The sequence below is a fragment of the Rhodoferax sp. GW821-FHT02C08 genome (assembly GCF_059421805.1).
The window spans coordinates 55,699-72,413 of record NZ_JBWKVR010000024.1; the positions used below are offsets into that span (position 1 = coordinate 55,699).

General features: G+C 57.7%; 15 protein-coding genes and 1 pseudogene. 9 read left to right on the forward strand and 7 right to left on the reverse strand.

Translation table 11 applies throughout. From position 1 onward, the window contains the following. From AC07VY_RS22270 to AC07VY_RS22305, 8 genes are all read left to right on the forward strand, one after another. A complete protein-coding gene (locus AC07VY_RS22270) occupies window positions 1-495 on the forward strand; it encodes a DUF4123 domain-containing protein (protein WP_495099364.1) in 495 nt (164 codons plus the stop codon). Further along, the gene (locus AC07VY_RS22275; RefSeq protein WP_495099365.1) at window positions 488-826 is read left to right on the forward strand and encodes a hypothetical protein; all 339 of its coding nucleotides are present in this window, start codon (window positions 488-490) and stop codon (window positions 824-826) included. Before AC07VY_RS22270 ends, AC07VY_RS22275 begins: the two co-directional genes overlap by 8 nt. Next, window positions 826-1,431 (forward strand): restriction endonuclease fold toxin 5 domain-containing protein, encoded by a 606-nt coding sequence (locus tag AC07VY_RS22280; protein ID WP_495099366.1) that lies wholly within the window; start codon window positions 826-828, stop codon window positions 1,429-1,431. Before AC07VY_RS22275 ends, AC07VY_RS22280 begins: the two co-directional genes overlap by 1 nt. Next, complete coding sequence (locus tag AC07VY_RS22285; protein ID WP_495099367.1) at window positions 1,428-2,153, forward strand: hypothetical protein; 726 nt, start codon at window positions 1,428-1,430, stop codon at window positions 2,151-2,153. The genes AC07VY_RS22280 and AC07VY_RS22285 overlap by 4 nt, the downstream gene beginning before the upstream one ends. A 341-nt stretch (window positions 2,154-2,494) precedes the next feature. Continuing rightward, window positions 2,495-3,490, forward strand: coding sequence for a S1/P1 nuclease (locus AC07VY_RS22290; RefSeq protein ID WP_495099368.1), 996 nt, complete (start codon window positions 2,495-2,497; stop codon window positions 3,488-3,490). Window positions 3,491-3,610: 120 nt separating this feature from the next. Further along, entirely contained in the window at window positions 3,611-3,988 is a 378-nt protein-coding gene (locus AC07VY_RS22295) for a VOC family protein (protein WP_495099369.1), read from the forward strand. A 468-nt stretch (window positions 3,989-4,456) separates the two neighbouring features. Next, the gene (locus AC07VY_RS22300) at window positions 4,457-7,069 is read left to right on the forward strand and encodes an AAA family ATPase (protein WP_495099370.1); all 2,613 of its coding nucleotides are present in this window, start codon (window positions 4,457-4,459) and stop codon (window positions 7,067-7,069) included. Window positions 7,070-7,250: 181 nt separating this feature from the next. Then, on the forward strand, window positions 7,251-8,564 hold the full coding sequence (locus AC07VY_RS22305) for a hypothetical protein (protein ID WP_495099371.1): 1,314 nt from the start codon (window positions 7,251-7,253) through the stop codon (window positions 8,562-8,564). A 351-nt stretch (window positions 8,565-8,915) separates the two neighbouring features. Here AC07VY_RS22305 and AC07VY_RS22310 read toward each other — a convergent pair whose 3' ends face one another. The 7 genes from AC07VY_RS22310 to AC07VY_RS22340 all read right to left on the reverse strand — a co-directional run bounded on the left by AC07VY_RS22310 (window position 8,916) and on the right by AC07VY_RS22340 (window position 15,449). Beyond that, window positions 8,916-10,514, reverse strand: coding sequence for a GMC oxidoreductase (locus AC07VY_RS22310; protein ID WP_495099372.1), 1,599 nt, complete (start codon window positions 10,512-10,514; stop codon window positions 8,916-8,918). Next, window positions 10,511-10,933 (reverse strand): hypothetical protein, encoded by a 423-nt coding sequence (locus tag AC07VY_RS22315; protein ID WP_495099373.1) that lies wholly within the window; start codon window positions 10,931-10,933, stop codon window positions 10,511-10,513. Before AC07VY_RS22315 ends, AC07VY_RS22310 begins: the two co-directional genes overlap by 4 nt. Window positions 10,934-11,392: 459 nt before the next feature. Then, window positions 11,393-11,680: a hypothetical protein gene (locus AC07VY_RS22320; RefSeq protein WP_495099374.1), complete on the reverse strand. Its 288-nt coding sequence runs from the start codon at window positions 11,678-11,680 to the stop codon at window positions 11,393-11,395. 51 nt (window positions 11,681-11,731) lie between these two features. Next, complete coding sequence (locus AC07VY_RS22325) at window positions 11,732-11,953, reverse strand: AbrB/MazE/SpoVT family DNA-binding domain-containing protein (protein WP_495099375.1); 222 nt, start codon at window positions 11,951-11,953, stop codon at window positions 11,732-11,734. A gap of 235 nt (window positions 11,954-12,188) precedes the next feature. Beyond that, window positions 12,189-12,989, reverse strand: a complete 801-nt coding sequence (locus AC07VY_RS22330; RefSeq protein ID WP_495099376.1) for a metallophosphoesterase — start codon at window positions 12,987-12,989, stop codon at window positions 12,189-12,191. A gap of 617 nt (window positions 12,990-13,606) precedes the next feature. Beyond that, window positions 13,607-14,200, reverse strand: coding sequence for a DUF1906 domain-containing protein (locus AC07VY_RS22335; RefSeq protein ID WP_495099377.1), 594 nt, complete (start codon window positions 14,198-14,200; stop codon window positions 13,607-13,609). Between the two features lie 355 nt (window positions 14,201-14,555). Next, on the reverse strand, window positions 14,556-15,449 hold the full coding sequence (locus AC07VY_RS22340) for a hypothetical protein (protein WP_495099378.1): 894 nt from the start codon (window positions 15,447-15,449) through the stop codon (window positions 14,556-14,558). Between the two features lie 470 nt (window positions 15,450-15,919). Here AC07VY_RS22340 and AC07VY_RS22345 point away from each other — a divergent pair. Further along, window positions 15,920-16,582, forward strand: a pseudogene (locus tag AC07VY_RS22345) (ATP-binding protein); the annotation flags it as partial. Window positions 16,583-16,715: the final 133 nt, after the last annotated feature.

Consider the following 16,715-nt stretch of genomic DNA (forward strand, 5'->3'; position numbering starts at 1 on the left):
ATGGATGTCATCAAGCGATTTTCCACGCTCCATGAAGGAGACCGGACACTGCGGCTGTATGCCTTGATCGATGGCCTGGCCTACGAAGAACTCATGGGTGAACGCCTGCAAGCTACTTATGGCGTCAACCGGGCTCTCTTTGAGGGTACGCAGGATGCCCCCTTGGCGCATGCAGGCCCCTGGCTGGTCCAGATCGACAAGGTTTCCACAGAACAAATCTCCGCATGGTTTGCCCTAGAAGCGGCAAAGCCCTCCCTGTCCTGGCTGATCACCAGAATGGACATGGAAGGCCTGGCCCAGGTGCTGCAGCTTCGCATGGACATGCGTCTCCCAACCGGGCAAACCGCGCTGCTGCGAATTGCAGATCCCCGCGTGCTGGGGAACCTGTTCGCAGTCATGACGCAGGACCAAAAAGCCGCCTTCTTCGACCTGATCGAGGAGTGGCATTTCCTGCGGCACGGCCAAAGAGTCTGGACAGGACGTCCGCATGCTTGAGTTTTCCGAAGCACAACTTCAGCAGCTCGCCCAGCTGGAAGCCTACGGCTACGTGGACCGGGTATATGACGACATCGTGGCCGAACACCCCGAGCAGGACGTCAAGCAGCTGCGTCAGCGGCTGTACGGGGCCTATGACTATGCAGTGGCACTGTGCTTGCACAGCCCGGAGCTGTTGACCCAGTTTCTGTACTACGAAGCTGCGGCACCGGGCCTACACGCGGTGCAGGCGGTGGATGCTTGGCTGCGCAAGCCCGGCGCCACAGCAGAACAGCGCTGGACGGACCTGGTGGCCGTGATCAATTCCAAAATGCGGAAGGAAACCCCGTAATGGCTATTCTTGTCGTCCCCTTGGTCGAAGGCGCTGCCGAAGCGGCTGCGGTCTTGTTGGGGGGCACTGCCACCGTAGGCGGTGCTGTAGTCGTATCGGATGCGGTCCGCAAACGTAACCAAGTAGCCAGCGAAGCCAAGGACAAGGCGGTGGCCCAGACGGCCAGTGTCCCCAAGGAGCGCAAGGCTTGCGATAAGTGCCCTCCAGACTGTGGAACGATCTATCCTAGAAACACGGCAGGATGGTCTGCGGATTCGATTGAGTACCAACAACGCATTGGAGGCATGCCGGCCATCGGCCCAGGTGTCATCGGTGAATGGAGCTTTAACGGCGTCCAGTTCGATGGCTTTGATTCGAGTCAGTGCCTTTTGAAAGAAGCAAAAGCTCGGTACGATCAGTTTTTTGACGAATTCCGCCAAGTCCAACCATGGTGGACTGCCGGTGCAGACGGATTGATTAACGAAGCGATGAGACAAGGCGCTGCCGCTAAACCACGTCCACCCATACGACTTCGCTGGCACTTCATGCAGCCCATCAGCTACCGCTATTTTTCTCGCATCTTTACTGCTGCGTATCCTGACCTTGAAGTGGTGTACCAACCATGACCCCCTCGCTCCCAGCCCTAGACATTTTCTTCCGCCGGCCTGACCAGGTGTTGGTTCCTATTGAAGACCAGTTGGATGAGCTGTTTCAGTTCTGCCAGGTGATTGGCGAGGCATCGCCCTTGCTCCAGGAGTGGTTCCTCGCTTCCGACAAAAGCAAAAGCGAAGCATTGCTATATCCGGCATTTGATAGCCAAGGGCCAACGACGGCAGCGCTCGCGGTGCTGCGAACCAAGAACAAGGGCGTTGTGGACGTTCGCTCAATTTCCATCTGGAACGGAGCAGAGGTTGCGGCGGAAGGTGCCAGCCTTTCTTCCCGCAACAATGTGCTTGGGCGGCCAGATACCGTCGCGCTGAATCTGAAAATGCAGCCGACATTGTCGGACTGGCAGGTCCCTCTGCAATGGATGCAAAGTGCCGCAAACATTTGGCCTGTCGGATTGATGTCATTCGGGCCATTTTTCTACGACGAACACAAAGTATTTCCAGACCGGCCTGGGGTAGGCTGGATGCTCTTTTTGCCACGCGTTTTGACAGTACAGCAGCTACCGGAAGCGCGTGCGCTTGTCCCTGTCATGAAAGAGAAGGAGCAGGTCGGAACTATTGTGGTTAGTGTCACCGACGGTGCCTTTGATCTCGACAACCCAGAACACATCAAGGTTGCGAATGCCATTGAGGTTCGGCTGGTGGATCAGGATCGGCTGCCTCGGTTTGCTGATTTGTAAGGGCGCTTTAAAGCCATTTTTCGGGACGAGCTGTCTAGTCGAACCAGCGGCCTGGTGCATCCCTCCGGCCGAAGCTGAAGCAAACTACTGGCAGCAATGCGTCAGGGAGAGCACCACCGCCGTCTCAATTTGAATCTACGAGCGTTCGCAAAAGCCGGGACGACGCAAGCGGGCAGCAATCGCAAAACCTCCTAAAAATTGATGATGTATGCGGTAGCGCTGGTGACGTGGTCATTCTTACTATGACGATGGCTATTTCGCATGAAGGGGATTTGGAGAAATCTTCATGTGCAATGGCCCCTTCTCAATCTGACACCGCTAAATTCTGAAAGGAATTTGCCATGTTGACTGGAAATCGTCTCACCGCGTTGGCTTTGCTGCTGGCGCTGCATGGATCTGCATTAGCATGGGGTGCCGTCGGACATATGACGGTTGGCACCGTCGCCGATCAATTGATCGCAGGAACACAGGCTGCCAAGCAGGTTCGAAAAATTCTCGGCACCAACCTGCGAACAGCCGCAGTGTGGGCAGACTGCGCCAAGGGCGTATCTGATGTCGCCTTCAAGTACAGCGGAGACGGTAAGTATCCAGAATGCGCTGTCTATGAGAACGATGCAAGCAAAGCGCAGATGGTGGCCTATGTGAAACGCAACGCCACAAATTGCGACCGACCACCAGGTACGGAAATTTGCCACAAGCAATACCACTACACCGATGTAGCGATACAAGAGGACGCCTACAAAAAAGGACTCATAGGCACCACCGACCACGATGTAGTGAGTGCCATCAGCGCCGCTATCGCAGTCCTTCAAGGTAAAAAATCACCGCCTCCGTTCCACATCAGCAGCAAGAAGGAAGCCTTGCGCATCTTGTCGCATTTCGTGGGTGATATCCACCAACCGCTGCACGTCGCTGCGGTGTACCTGAATGCGCAGGGTCAGGAGATCGATCCAGACAAAGGGACCTTTGATCCTGCGACGGAAACCCACGGCGGCAACGACATTCTTGCGGGTTCAAGCAAACTCCACGCGCTCTGGGACAACGTACCCGCGAGCTTGAATGCCGACCAATTGTTGCCAGCTGCTTTGAAAGAAGCCCAAGATATCCCCGTCACGGCAGGCCCGATGGAGGAATGGTCCCAGACCTGGGCCACAGAGACACTTGGCGAAGGGAAAAAAGCATTCCAAACCCTGAGCTACTCCGATGAAGATGCCCAACACCATTACGTGGTGACCTTGCCGGCCGGTTACAGCGCATTTCGTGCCGACATCCAACGGACACAAATTCTCAAAGCCGGAGCCCGTCTGGCGCAAGTGCTGACGGCGATCTGGCCGTAAAACCTCGGTTGATTGTTGCCATCTCCTGTCCCAAGCCGGGTGCGATTGCTTTTTTGCGGATCAAGGCATTGCAAGTGAAATCCCATCGGCCAACCCCATTGACGTCTCAAGGAGCATCGCATGGCGAACATCGGCAGTCTCAACTTTCACTGCATCATCCCTGATGACTTGAAGCAAACCGGCAAGAACTTCTATGCCGCGCTGTTTCCCAAGTGGATCTTCAAGTACCAGCCGCCCAACACATTCTGGGAAATATCTGGACCGGATGGCCTCACCCCTCAGACGGCCTACCTTGCCATCATGGCCGGGCCCGGCACGCCGAGCTCGCCAGTGCAGTACTACACCGTGGACGCACTAGATGAGTATTTGAATCGCGCCGTGACCCTTGGCGCGCAAATCGTAGTTGGCAAGACTCCTGTGCCTGGTGTTGGCTATTTCGCTGAATTGCGGGATCCACTGGGTAACGCCTTTGGACTTTGGGAAAACAATCGTCCGTAGTTGCGTATTCCGATCAAAGAAGCTACTTTGTCCAGCACCAAAACGCCGCCAGTTCCGATTCACAAGACCAGCCATTTCGCTCCAATGAGGTTACCCGATGTAGCCATGGATTCTTTTGTGGGGAGCACCCGCTTTGCAGCGTGACCTGCCGCTAGCCGCCGTAGGGCGTACCTACGTCTACTGGCACCGAGCAGTCCTTGGGTTCGACGAAAGACGAGTGCCCGAATGGCGGCTGTAAGGGGTGATGTGGTCGGTGACCCTTTTTGCCGCCCGGCAGTTCCTGTGACCGCTTCTCTACTGCGCTAGTTGGCTGTCACCAGCCTCATTGCGCTAGGCGACCGCACTCATGCTTCTCTCTTTGGCGCGCCGGTGGTGGCCCAACTCCAATATAGTTGGCGCTTCTCGTTCAAGCCGAAAACAGAAAAACAAATTCTTCTTCGGTTGTACCCGCTATCAAGGAGGAAGCTGGTGACGATCCTGCAGGAAATCCATGCGTGGTCCAAGGACCTTGCGGGCTGGCAACAAGACGCCATCGCCCGCCTCTACGCCGACCGGACGCTCAGCGCCGGCGATCTCGATGACCTCTACGCCCTGGCCAAGGCCGAGGCGGGCATCCCTGATCCGGAGGGGCGAACGCTCCAGAAGCTCGAGGGCGCGCAGGTGGCGCCGCAGGCCGATCCGGCTCGCGTGGTACTGCTGACCGGCATCAAGGCGCTGGCTAACGTCAATGCGTTGGCCAACGGTGCCAGCCTGCCGATCGCGCGAACGGGCGTGACGACAATCTACGGTGAGAACGGCGCCGGGAAGTCTGGCTATTCGCGTGTTTTCAAGCACGCTTGCCGGGCACGCGACCGGCGCGAGCCCATCCTGCCCGACGCGAAGCTCGAACCCAGGAAATGCGGGCCAGCCCAGGCTGTGTTCGAGGTGGAGGTCGATGGCGTCGCAGCCGATCTGCCATGGCAGGACGGCACGGTGCCGCCAGCGCCTCTGTCGGACATTTCCATCTTCGACTCGCACTGCGCCCGCGCCTACATCGACAACCAGGGCGACTTCGCCTATGCCCCGTACGGCCTGGACATCCTGGAAGGCCTGGTCGGCGCATGTAACAAGCTGAAGACCCGCGCCGGGAACGATAAGACCGCCCACGCCCCGAGCGACGCGGCGTACGTCGCGCTGACGCGCGAACAGACCGCGGTTGCGCGCGCGCTGCTCGGTATCCCGGCGAAGACCAAGGCCGAGGACATCGAAGTGCTGGCCACGCTTACGGAAGCCGAGCTGGAACGGCTCGCGTTGCTCAACAAGACCTTGGCCGAGGCCGACCCGAAGCAGAAGGCTTTGGCCGTGCGGCAGAAGGCCAGTCGCTTGACCGCCCTGAAGGACCGCGTCGGAGCCGCCATGCAGCTTCTGAGCGAGGACAAAGTCGCCGCGCTGCAAGCCCTGGTCCACAAATCGAATCTGGCCAAGGCGGCCGCCGACGTGGCGGCCAAGGAGTTCGGAGCCATGCTCGACCAGCTGCCTGGAACCGGCGGCGAAGAGTGGAAGGCGCTCTTCGAGGCCGCGCGCGTGTTTTCGGCCCTCAGCCATGCAGACCACGAATTCTCGAGCCTGCCGGCGGATGCCGCCTGCCCGTTGTGCCAGAACGTTCTCGGCGAGGACGGTGCGGCGCGCCTGAAGCGATTTGACGGCTTCATCAAAGCCGCTGCCGAGAAGGCTGCCAAGGAGGCGCGCGAGGCTGCCGTGGCCCCGTTCCTGGCGATTCGACAGGCAAGCGTGGATCTGATGTTCCGCGATGCGCTGGTCGAGGAGGTGACGGAGATATCGGCGCCGGCCGCCGAGGCGTGCGCGACCCTGCAGGAGGCCCTGAAGTCCCGCCAGAACGGTGTCGTCCATGCGGCGGCTGGCAAGTTGGCCTGGGAGGAACTGCCGAAGCTCACGCTCGACCCACAACCTGCGCTGGCCGAGATCGTCGAGAAGCTGGCGGCGCAGGCCAAGGCCCTGGACGCCACCGCCGACGAGAAGCTCAGGGCGGCCATGGTAGTCGAGCGGGCTGAACTCGATGCGCGGCGCAGGCTTGCCGAGGTCAAGGCTGCGGTGCTCGAGGCCATGGGCAAGCACAACTACTGCCGCAGGCTTCAGGCCTGCATCGACAGCATGGAAGCGCGGGGCATTTCCAGGAAGTCGACGGAGCTTTCTCGCACGACGGCTAGCCAGGAGCTGGCGGACGCCCTCAACGAGGAGCTTAAGCAGCTCAAGGTCCATCATCTGCGCGTCGTCATGAAGCCCGAGTCCCCGGGCGGACGGACCCAGTTCAAGCTGACCCTGCAGTTGCCGGGTGGCGGCTCACCGGCCGCCATCCTCAGCGAGGGTGAGCAGCGGGCGATCGCCATCGCGTCTTTCATGGCCGAGATCCGCCTGAGCAAGGGGCGGGGCGGCATCGTCTTCGATGACCCGGTCTCGTCGCTTGACCATCGCCGTCGCTGGGAGGTGGCCGAGCGGCTGGCGCGCGAATCGTTAAACCGCCAGGTCATCGTCTTCACCCACGACATCTACTTCATGTTGATCTTGGAGCAGAAGATTGAGGCGGTGGGCGCGGCCCTCACTAAGAACTACATCCGCAGAACCAGGGATGGCTTTGGTGTTCATTCCGAGGATCTTCCTTTCGACGTGCTGGGCACGAAGGACCGGTTGGGTCGCCTCAGGCAGATGCTCGTCGCCGTGCACAAGGCAGAGAAGGAGGGCGATGAAGACCTGCAGCGTCAGCTGACGGCCAAGTGCTACGGACAGCTCCGGCTCGCGTGGGAGCGCTGCATCGAAGAGGTCCTGCTCAACGGCGCCGTGCAGCGTTTTGGCGAAGGCGTGTCGACCCAGCGCCTGAAGGGCGTGACCGTGACGGACGACGACTATCGCGAGATCGATACTGGCATGACCAAGTCCTCGAAGTTCGAGCACGACGCCGCGGCTCCCATTGGCAGGCTGCCGATTCCTGCCCCGGACGAGCTCAGTGGCGATATCGAGAGTCTGGTCAAGTGGCGCGAGACCATCGACAGGCGCGTTAAGAACACAGCCAAGGCACGTGATTGACAACGCGACGACTTCGTCATTCGTGACGCGGCTCCAATGGTTGCCACCTTGCCAAAGCGATCAACGTTCGGACCTTTCCTCAGTTGGCCGACACCCGCCTTCAGTGCTTCGCACCAAAGGGATGGCGTTAGCGTGTGCGCCGGACTCACCGCCAAACCGAAAACATAGGGACACACTAACCATGCAGAAGAACATCTCGATCAACAAGGATGCTGTCGTTCGCGCCATTCGCGAGCCCCTTAAAGCCTACTACGAGGAAGTCGCCGCCATGGGCTACGACGGAAGTACGGTACGACCAGGCGACTGGGAGGAGAACGAGGCGCTGTGCAACGCGCTGGCCAAGTCGCCCTATGTTTCGCAACACCTAGACTGGCTCTATTTGGTAGAGCTCATTTTTGTCGTGCTTGACCACCATCCTCCACTGAAGGCGGCCGAGTTTGCCGAGGAGCTGGAGAAGTTGATCGCCGCAACAGCGGGTAGTCGAGACTACCTCGCGATTTTTCCGCTGAGCTTCAAGCCCATGATGACATTCGGTCTTCGGGGGACGAGTGAGTCCGTGGTGAAGTGCAAGAACATTGGCCAGTTCACAGTATCCCCCGGCGCTCGAACGGCCAAAGCACTTAGCAAGATCACCGCGCGGCATGGTTTTCCCGCCATTGATGAATCCGATTTCCAACACGCGATGAGGACATCGAACAAGGCGCTTGCTCGAGACATGGTAGTGACCTTCGATGTCCATGGGGCTGAAGACCAACTGCGCTGGAATGCAGAAATTTCGGTCACCCACTTGCGCCGACTCATCGAGGTATTCGGCGTTCTGTTCGGCGGGAAGCGATCTACCTTTGGCACGGGCACGCCGGTCAACCACTTCTTCCTACTCAACAAGTCCAATGGTGAGCTCAGGCGACTGCCGACTCGGGCATCTTCGTTTGTCGACCGTACTCTGGATAAATGCCTGTTCCAGTCGCTGGGGCGCCCAGCCTTCAATGACTTCCTGTCAAAGTTGTCCTCCTCGAGCGACTTCATGTACGGGCGGATGAAGAACGCAATCAAGTTCTTCTCGATGGCGGTTAACGCGGACGACGCGGTGTCTAGCTTCCTGTTCTACGTCATCGCTATGGAGTCCATTTTCTCGCGAGATAAGAACAACCCGATCAAGGTCACTCTGGCCGATCTGGGCGCCATGCTGTGCTTTCCACCGGACCAGCGTCTCAAGGCACATGAGAGGATCCGTAAGGCCTACGACCTAAGGTCGTCAATCGTTCACAGCGGTGTCTCGTTTGTCCCGCGCAAGGATGTCGAGGTGGCCAAGATGCTGGCAGCTCGCTCGATCTATGCTAGCCTGTCCCTGTGTCATCGGCTGGAGACGGGAGAAGGGAAACTGGAGGACCGGTTTTTCAACCATCTGCGGGACCAGAAGTTGGGGCTGGTCAAGGCCAGCGCGCCAAAAGATCTCTGGGAGCTCCCGGAATTTAGGGATGAAGAGCATGAGTAGGCCGCGGCTACCGGAACAGCTCCTTACGTGGCTCCGCTGGCCACACTCCTGTGCACGTTCGCCCACAGCCGCCGCTAGTGGCCATTGCCGGCTTTCAGTGGCTGTGCCGATACTGGCCGCCCCCACAGTCGCCAGCGAAAGGCTGGTTCGGGACGAAGACCAGGCAGCAATGCCCAAGTGCTCCTAATGACCGCTTGCTGTGGTTGCCGACATCCACCCCTCAACGGCGAATGTCGCTTTCAGCCTGAAGCGACCTTCGGCAGGTACGGCTTTGCAGGGCGATTGCGGCCGGACACGGGCCTGACGCAAGCGGCAATGCGTGAGAACTAGGTCAATGTACCGAAACACACTTCACCGAGCACAAGCTTTCGCAGCCAAGCGCCCCATGGCACTTTGCCCATCGGTCGTCAACTTGTAGATCATCGCAATCAGCGTTAGCGTGGGATTCGCCGCCGGCAAGGTGGGCATCACACTGTTGCCGATCACGAACAGATTGTCAGTACCGAAGACCTGCATTTCGGTATTCACCACGCCGATCGATGCATCCGTGGACATGCGTGTCGTGCAGGCCGCATGGTCGCCACGTTGAGGATAGGTTCCGGCACCCAAATTACTGCAGCCCATGGTGCCGAGAATGTTCTGCATCATGCTCATGTATCCATTAGCGACAGCCGGGTCGTACAGGGGCGCCGGTGTGTTGATGCCGGTACGCGGTAAGTTGTAGCGGTTCTGGCCAGGCAGGGGCACCACACGGTTGTCATACTGCGGTATCGCTGACAAATTGCCATACAGCTGAAACGTCGTCGGCGCGATCCGGTTTGCCATGATGCCGGCTACGTTGATCCCATTGGCCATCGAGAGTGCCACATCTTGGTTGGGCGTCTCGTAATTCATGGAAAGAAACAACTTGCCCTGCTTTTGGTACACCGGCGTATCGAACGCACGGGAGCACAAGCTAGGGAAGCCCAGTTCCTCTTGAAACCCTTGGGGGTTTGCCATGGTGCCCGACGCATAGAAGAACTGGGTCGCACTCAGGAAGCGTCCGACCAGATCGGTATCGTTGCCGATGCCATTCGGCCAATACCCCGACGTGGAGTTCATCAGCAGCTTGGGTGCTTCCATCGCGCCGTTGCAGAGGAGGACCGCATAGGCATCCACGTCAACGCTTACGCCCGTTGTCAGATCAATGTAGGTCACCCCCGCTACCTGCTGCTTGCTGTTCATGCGGATATTCACCACCGGCGCATTGAGCTGGACCGTGACGCCCGATTGGCCTTGCAGGAGGCTGAGAGGCTGGTCACCGGTGAACCGACCGCCGACTGGACAGTAGTCGCAGGTCCCAGTGGTCCGGCATGGCCCGAAGTTCCCCTGGGCTTTCCCATACCTAGCCATGGGTAAATGGCCGTAACCGATACCCATCTGGTCGAACGCACTGATGTACGGTCCGGCAGAAATGGGAAACGGTGCCGCGCCGTAGGGATAAGGTTGGCTGCGGGGTGGATCCTGGTCCGAGGAATTGCCGGACACACCCAGGTATTGCTCGGCCATGCAATAGTAGGGTTCCAGATCGTTGTAGGTATACGGCCAGTCAATGCCTTGCCCTGTGTTGGTGTACAAGGCAAAGTCCTCGGGCATGAAACGGGGCACCCATCCGCCCCAGTGCAAAGTTGTACCGCCGCTGCCGAAGATGCGGCCTCCAACGATATTCCAAGGATTCTCTCCTGTGGGGGTGATATCCCCCGGCGCGTCATAGCATGCTGCATAAGGGGTGTTGCTGGTTCCGCCGCCACGGGCGACATGGTGGAACCACCAGGCCGGATCCGCCATGGGGATACTGGGGCCAGCTTCCAGAACCAGGACATCCGTCACGCCTTGCGACACAAAGTAGTTGGCCAGAAAGCTACCTACAACACCAGAGCCCACGATGATGAAACTTGCTGATTGGGTCATGCTTTTTCCTCGTTCGTGAGTGCGCGGTAAGGGGGCGGTACTTGCAGGAAGGAGCCACCGCCCATCCAGCCGTTGTAGTTTTCATAGGCGAATGCACGGAAACCACCGAACGCGACTTGCCAGCGCATGAACTCCAGCAACACAAAGTTGGCCACGTCGGGCAACTTGGGATTGGGCAATTGGTTCTCCGCAAACAGGACCTGTAGGGCTTGTTGCGGGTTGCCAAACTGCGCTACCAGCGCGGCGTATTCATTGATGGCTTCGGTGTAGTAGGTGGCGTAGCTCGGATTGAGTCCGACCTGCCAGTTCACGGCAGCGTAAAACTGGGATTGGTCCATGTCGCAATTGGCAGCATTGCCCCAATTGCTGCCAATAAAGCCGAAGATCGACCACAGTGGGTCGTTTCCAAATTGACTCATGTACGGCCTCCATCGGGGACGAGATACTCGCGCCCATTGCTACATGCGGCAGTGAAACCAAAGCCACATGAATTTGGCCAGCTTCAGTTGCACCATCCGAGTAGGCTTCTGAAATCTGGGTTTTGACTAATGGGGCAGACAGAATTTGGTCGTCAACATATCGGCCACATGCCGATGCATTTTTGGAGTGCTTACGGTGCGGGTCAATCTGACCATCATCAAAATGGATGAGGGTGGAAACTGCCGTATTCGACTTGGCACTATCCCTTCACGAATGGGGACTGAGGTTGCGATAACGAGCTGTCGGGGTAAGGCGCCACTCATGCAACGGTGCGCAGTTCCGCATTGCTTACCGCCGTTCGGTAGTCTTTCCACGCTCATGCGCTGTGCGGATCAAAAGGAAAAATCTACCGCGTTGGGAGGGACGAGGGACGGCGCCGTTATGCTCAACTGGACTGCTCACGGTGGAAACTCCCCGCCGTGCACTTTGGGCGAGAACGCATCTAATTGTTGAAGCAGTGGTCCCTTCCCGACGCGTATCCACTGACCCAGAGTTTCGTTCAGACAACTCTGGCAAAGATCGAGCTGGATCGTGGCGCCATCTCCAAAACTGGAAAAGTAACCTCCGATCTTGTCGATGGACAGGAACTCCTCGGCCGAACCGTCATCAGCATGGGCCGTCAAGCCGCATCGATCGCAAGTGATCGTGTTCAGCACGCTATGGGTTTGCAGCTTGGTGGTTTTCATGTGCGGACTCCTGTGCTGTTGGGGCGGACGGTTGGGTGTTCGGCGAGACCGTTATCGCAGAGGGTTCATGTCCTCAACGGTGACATGCTTACCCTGTGGGGCGGCAAACATCCCCTTCAGATCCAGGATGGACTTATTTTTCACGCACACCATTGGCTGACCGTCATCCAGTACAGACCAGATCAGCCGGGTGCCGGGGGTGACTCCGATGCGCTTTCGGATACTTGCTGGGATAGTGACTTGCCCCTTGGCTGATATCGTTGATTCGGTCATGCCTACTCCTTGAATTGCTGCCATTTCTGATTTCGTCTGGCCATGAACTGCGAGTTGTATATAAAAACTCTGTCCAATGCCTTCAAATATAGAAAATCTTAGTTCCGTATATAAAAAATGAGGCTGCCGTGATCGGATATGAATTTCCTGTGCAGAGACCTACTGGCATTCAGCGCTTTGGACGGCGCTGGTCAGTTTTGTAGATGCGTCACCAGCATAGATGTTCGGCAAGTAGCTATGGCAGCTCAATCACAAATTCTGGGTCGAAGTCTGCGACTTCAAAGCAGCCATCTCGCATCCGGTAGCCCCGTGGATTGCACACCACCCGGCAGTTACCGACCCGGTAGTCAAACCGGGAATGGGTATGCCCATGGACCCATAGCTTGGGGACCTCAAAAAAAGCATCCGGCAGCGCATTCACGAAACCCGTAGTGACCCAATCGTCGGCATACCGGGGTGCAATTGACAGGGGATGCGGTGCATGGTGTGTGACCACCACGGTCGGTCCGTCGAATTCAAGGGCCAACTGCTCTTGCAGCCAGCGACGGTCTAGCAGATGTTCGCCCAACAGATCCAGCGGCGTCACCAGGCGCGAGCCTTTGCCGTCCTTGACCGAGATGCAGAAATGGTCGGCGACGGCCTTAGCACAGGCCGCCATACCCTGTTGTGCATCACTGCGCAGCTGCCCCTCACAGACCACGATCGGCACCTGGTAGTCGGTCCAAAGCATGCAGCCCAGGAAGCGAACGCCGTCGATCACCAATGACGTGCGGTCAAGCAAGTGGACCTGGGTTCGGCCAGCCGTTTCTGCCATCAGTCCACGCTCTGGCTGCAGCGTTTGGCCGTAAAACTCGTGGTTGCCGCCAAGTTGAACTACCGGGCGCCCAAGATTGACCGTAGGGCGTGCTGCCCAGATCGACGCCTTATGGCCTGGGGACAGAATGTCGCCGGCGAGCACCAAGATATCGCTCTCGACATCGGGCATGGAAAACGTGGAATGTTCCAGGTGCAGGTCTGACAGGATGTGGAGGCGCATGGTGGCTGAAGTATGGGTCTTAGAGATTCCCAAGAAGGCTGCGGCAAGTCGATGATAGGCGTGAAGCACTTGCATCTAGTCAAATCTGCGGCATCATCAATACTGACTCTCTTTTGGGCGGTGGAATCCGAGTGGCAGCGTTGACCGGTCGGGCGCACTTGTGCCAATGCCTGACTGAGAGTCCTTGTCCGTCAGAAGGCTGTATTCAGTCTAGTTTCGCCTGAAGTGTGGGTGATCACCAAAGTATTGGCGATGCTTGTAATATGAAATTGGCGTCAATACTGGGATTACCCTACGGGTCGCATAGCAACAGGCCTGGATGCATCCGATGAATCACCCCGGCTTTCGTGGAGACTGTTTGGTTTAAGTCAGGCCGCCATCTGAACGAGACATTGACAAGCTCGTTGCCATCGTCGCGGAGATGCACCCTATCGAGCAGTCCGAAGAAACTAGTTTCTGAAGCTATACCAGGGCGAGTACGCTATGGTGCATCCTGTTCGGGACTCAGTCTAGTGGCACTACTGAGCCATCCCCCCTCACCAAACGGCAGATTCTTCCTCTCGATCGCCGTTTGCAGTTCATAACTGAGAAAGACGTCAAGTCTGACCAAATTCGCACTAAGCGGCACCATACGAACCAGGTCCGGTACTGTCGAGGTCAACAGATAACGTACAGGCCATAGTTGCAATGCCTTGACTAATACTCCAAGGTAGAGAAAGCTTGTAACCAGCCCAACCAGTTGATTGCGCACGCCATGTGAATTGAGCGCTACCGGCGGTGCTAATCGCTTGGCAGGTGCGCCCAGAGCCATAGACACCAACCAAGTAGCCAGAAGGGTCTGCAGCTAGTGTGGCCGCAACTTCTTTGAAATAAGCAGAAATGGGGCCTGTGACATCGACAGAGCTAGCGTCATAATCAACTGCAAAATAGATAGCGGTGCCGCGCGGAGCACCTATGGCACTAGCTTGTGCGATAGCGCGTCCTGCATCGCTAGTGCCTCGACCACTACTGAAGTAGATGGCCGAAGTGGGTCCATCTTCGTAAACCAGCACAATACGGAGGCCCGCCGCCCTTAATGCGGCGGCCTCCTGTGGGCCGATCAACTTCCACGTGGATTTGCTGAGATACCGTCCGACAAAATCATATCCGGTAGATTTAATGAGGGCGGCTAAGTGGCCCGCGTTTGCAGTAGTGTCAAATCCTGAAGCCATACGGTACCTCTCTTGTGTTAATGAGTGAGGGGAGGTCAAACACTTCAACCCCCGGTCTTTTTCTCCGTCGGTATTGAGGGTTCGCGCCGAAGTAGAACTGGGCCGAAATCATGGCAGGCCGGCCACTGCGCGGTGCGTCCTTGCGCAGCGCATCTATGCCGCCGACCAGGAAGCGCTGACGTCACAGCACAACTTGGCGCCGATCCAGGCCAGCCTTAACGGCAATATCTTTGCTCGGCCTACCCTTGGAGGCCAGCAGCACCACTAGCACCCGCTGCTGGAGCTGCAATGCCATAGTCATTACCTCTTGCATATTCAAAACTACTAGATGCCAAAGCGGCGTTTTTGAATGGTTCTACCCGCCATTGGCGAGCCATAGTTCGAAATGATTGGGGCGGATGTTGCCGCAGAAGCGTGGTGCGAGTGGTGTCGGTTCAACGGTGATCGATACCGATGCAAGCGCATCGACAACCATGTTGCGTGAGGTGTCTAGCATCTTCTCGTCGCAGTAGCGTAGTTGGTTCTTTTTCGGCACCGTAGCCACGAGTTCGATCCCCGGCGCTAGTACACCAGCGGCCCGCAAGGCAGCAACAGCCTTGTCTGCATCCGGACGACGGCCCGCCGAGCCGATCTGCACGTACACGCGAGGTGGTAGTGTGACCGCGATGATTGCCGGCGCAATGGCGTTTGCTGGCGGCTGATATGGCGAGTTTGCTGCTGGAGCAGAGGCAGGCAGAGCAGCCGTCTGACCAAGCCGTGGCTCGTCGACAAGACGCACGATCTCGTCGGCACGAGCCCGGGCCTCTGGAGATGCATTTGGCGCAGTGCCTACCGCCACGAGCGACTGAATAGTCGACGTGATTTGCGCCGCGATCTCCGGCTGGATTGACTTCGCTGACGCAAGCCCGTTCAGAAGTGAGAAGCCAATTTGCCGATTACCGGCATTTTCCGAAGTCAGCATCGGCACCACCTTGATCACGGTGTCGAAGTCCTGACGTGCTCGTTCCGCTCGTTGGCGTTCCTCAATTTCTGCTCGGTGCAGAAAATTTGAAAAACTGCTGATTAGCGTTGCGCCCACGCCCGCTACAACCGTAGTCAGAATCCAGAAGCCCACCTTCGACTCTAGAAATTCTGACAAGCGCTGCGAGATGGTTGGCGGTAGCTTAGGCACCTCAAGGCTGCGACGAACTTCAGTTCGATAGACCTCTTCGTCACGGAGTCGCCGGCACTCTTCTTCGGATAAGGCCATAGTTTTCCTCCTTCTGCCGTCCGGGTTAGGCAGTCAGACAGTTAAGCACGAGCTACCAGGTTTAGCTACGACGCAGACCGCCACCATCATTAATCGTGTGGAGAAATTTCGGCCCTTAATGCATGGAGATCGGTTAGTCCACACCTCTATAGGAGCTAGGGGGCGGGTGAAAGCCTGCGCTAAGCGGCTACTTCGAGCTAGGCTGTTTGAAGCTCTGAGCGGAGCCAAGGCTCTCTCTGTCTACCTCGAACACAAGGCCATATATCTTTAACTCGACACTAGTTCGGCACATCCAGGGCCCCTGGTTCAACGTGCTCTAGAAAACGGCAAAGATGAGAACGAATGGCCGCCCGACTCGGATATGGCTAAAGCCAAAGCAATCGCAAGAAACCATCGTGGTCAAGCTAGCGTTAGGTGTCTCATACATTCTCAAATAGCAAAAACTTTCTCATTTAGCGAAAGTTTTACCAGGCGGGTCACCGCCACGGCCCGGTGAAATCTCGCTGGCCCACCACGGGGTTTTATTTTTAGATGAGCTTCCAGAGTTCCCCAGAGCCGCTCTGGAAGCCCTGCGCGAGCCGCTGGAGACTGGCCACATCACCATATCCCGTGCGGCGCGGCGGGCCGAATTCCCGGCTCGCTTCCAACTAATTGCGGCTATGAATCCTTGTCCTTGTGGTTTTTTAGGATCACGCCAGCAGGCCTGCCGCTGCTCACCAGACCAAGTGTTACGTTACCAGGGCAAGCTCAGCGGCCCTTTGATGGACCGTATCGATCTGCATATTGAAGTCCCGGCACTGCCGGCCCAGGACCTGCTCAACGCACCCCCGGGCGAATCCACGGCCGCCATCCGCCAGCGCAGCAGCGCTGCCCGGCAACAGGCCATGGATCGGCAAGGTAAGTCCAACCAGGCATTACAAGGGCAGGAAATGGACCAGCACGTGGCGCTGGACAACGCGGCCGCCAAGTTCCTGAACACCACGGCCGCCCGGCTGGGCTGGTCGGCCCGCAGCATCCACCGCACCCTGAAAGTGGCCCGCACCATTGCCGACCTGGCAGGCGCCGGCACGACCGATACCAGCCATATTGCCGAAGCCGTACAGTACCGCCGGGCCTTGCGGGCATCCAGTTAAATTACTATGTTTTTAATAGCTGCCAGCGCAGGATATACCTGCGCTGGCAGCCCATTTACCTGATTAGCTACTTGCCTCAGAGTATCGAAGAACAGTCAATGGAAGTGGCTGGGTCGTCACAGCCGCGCGCAGC

Coding starts and splice junctions, on each gene's coding strand:
- AC07VY_RS22270 (WP_495099364.1), top strand. CDS start 1: ATGGATGTCATCAAGCGATTTTCCACGCTCCATGAAGGAGACCGGACA.
- AC07VY_RS22275 (WP_495099365.1), top strand. CDS start 488: ATGCTTGAGTTTTCCGAAGCACAACTTCAGCAGCTCGCCCAGCTGGAA.
- AC07VY_RS22280 (WP_495099366.1), top strand. CDS start 826: ATGGCTATTCTTGTCGTCCCCTTGGTCGAAGGCGCTGCCGAAGCGGCT.
- AC07VY_RS22285 (WP_495099367.1), top strand. CDS start 1,428: ATGACCCCCTCGCTCCCAGCCCTAGACATTTTCTTCCGCCGGCCTGAC.
- AC07VY_RS22290 (WP_495099368.1), top strand. CDS start 2,495: ATGTTGACTGGAAATCGTCTCACCGCGTTGGCTTTGCTGCTGGCGCTG.
- AC07VY_RS22295 (WP_495099369.1), top strand. CDS start 3,611: ATGGCGAACATCGGCAGTCTCAACTTTCACTGCATCATCCCTGATGAC.
- AC07VY_RS22305 (WP_495099371.1), top strand. CDS start 7,251: ATGCAGAAGAACATCTCGATCAACAAGGATGCTGTCGTTCGCGCCATT.
- AC07VY_RS22310 (WP_495099372.1), bottom strand. CDS start 10,514: ATGACCCAATCAGCAAGTTTCATCATCGTGGGCTCTGGTGTTGTAGGT.
- AC07VY_RS22315 (WP_495099373.1), bottom strand. CDS start 10,933: ATGAGTCAATTTGGAAACGACCCACTGTGGTCGATCTTCGGCTTTATT.
- AC07VY_RS22320 (WP_495099374.1), bottom strand. CDS start 11,680: ATGAAAACCACCAAGCTGCAAACCCATAGCGTGCTGAACACGATCACT.
- AC07VY_RS22325 (WP_495099375.1), bottom strand. CDS start 11,953: ATGACCGAATCAACGATATCAGCCAAGGGGCAAGTCACTATCCCAGCA.
- AC07VY_RS22330 (WP_495099376.1), bottom strand. CDS start 12,989: ATGCGCCTCCACATCCTGTCAGACCTGCACCTGGAACATTCCACGTTT.
- AC07VY_RS22335 (WP_495099377.1), bottom strand. CDS start 14,200: ATGGCTTCAGGATTTGACACTACTGCAAACGCGGGCCACTTAGCCGCC.
- AC07VY_RS22340 (WP_495099378.1), bottom strand. CDS start 15,449: ATGGCCTTATCCGAAGAAGAGTGCCGGCGACTCCGTGACGAAGAGGTC.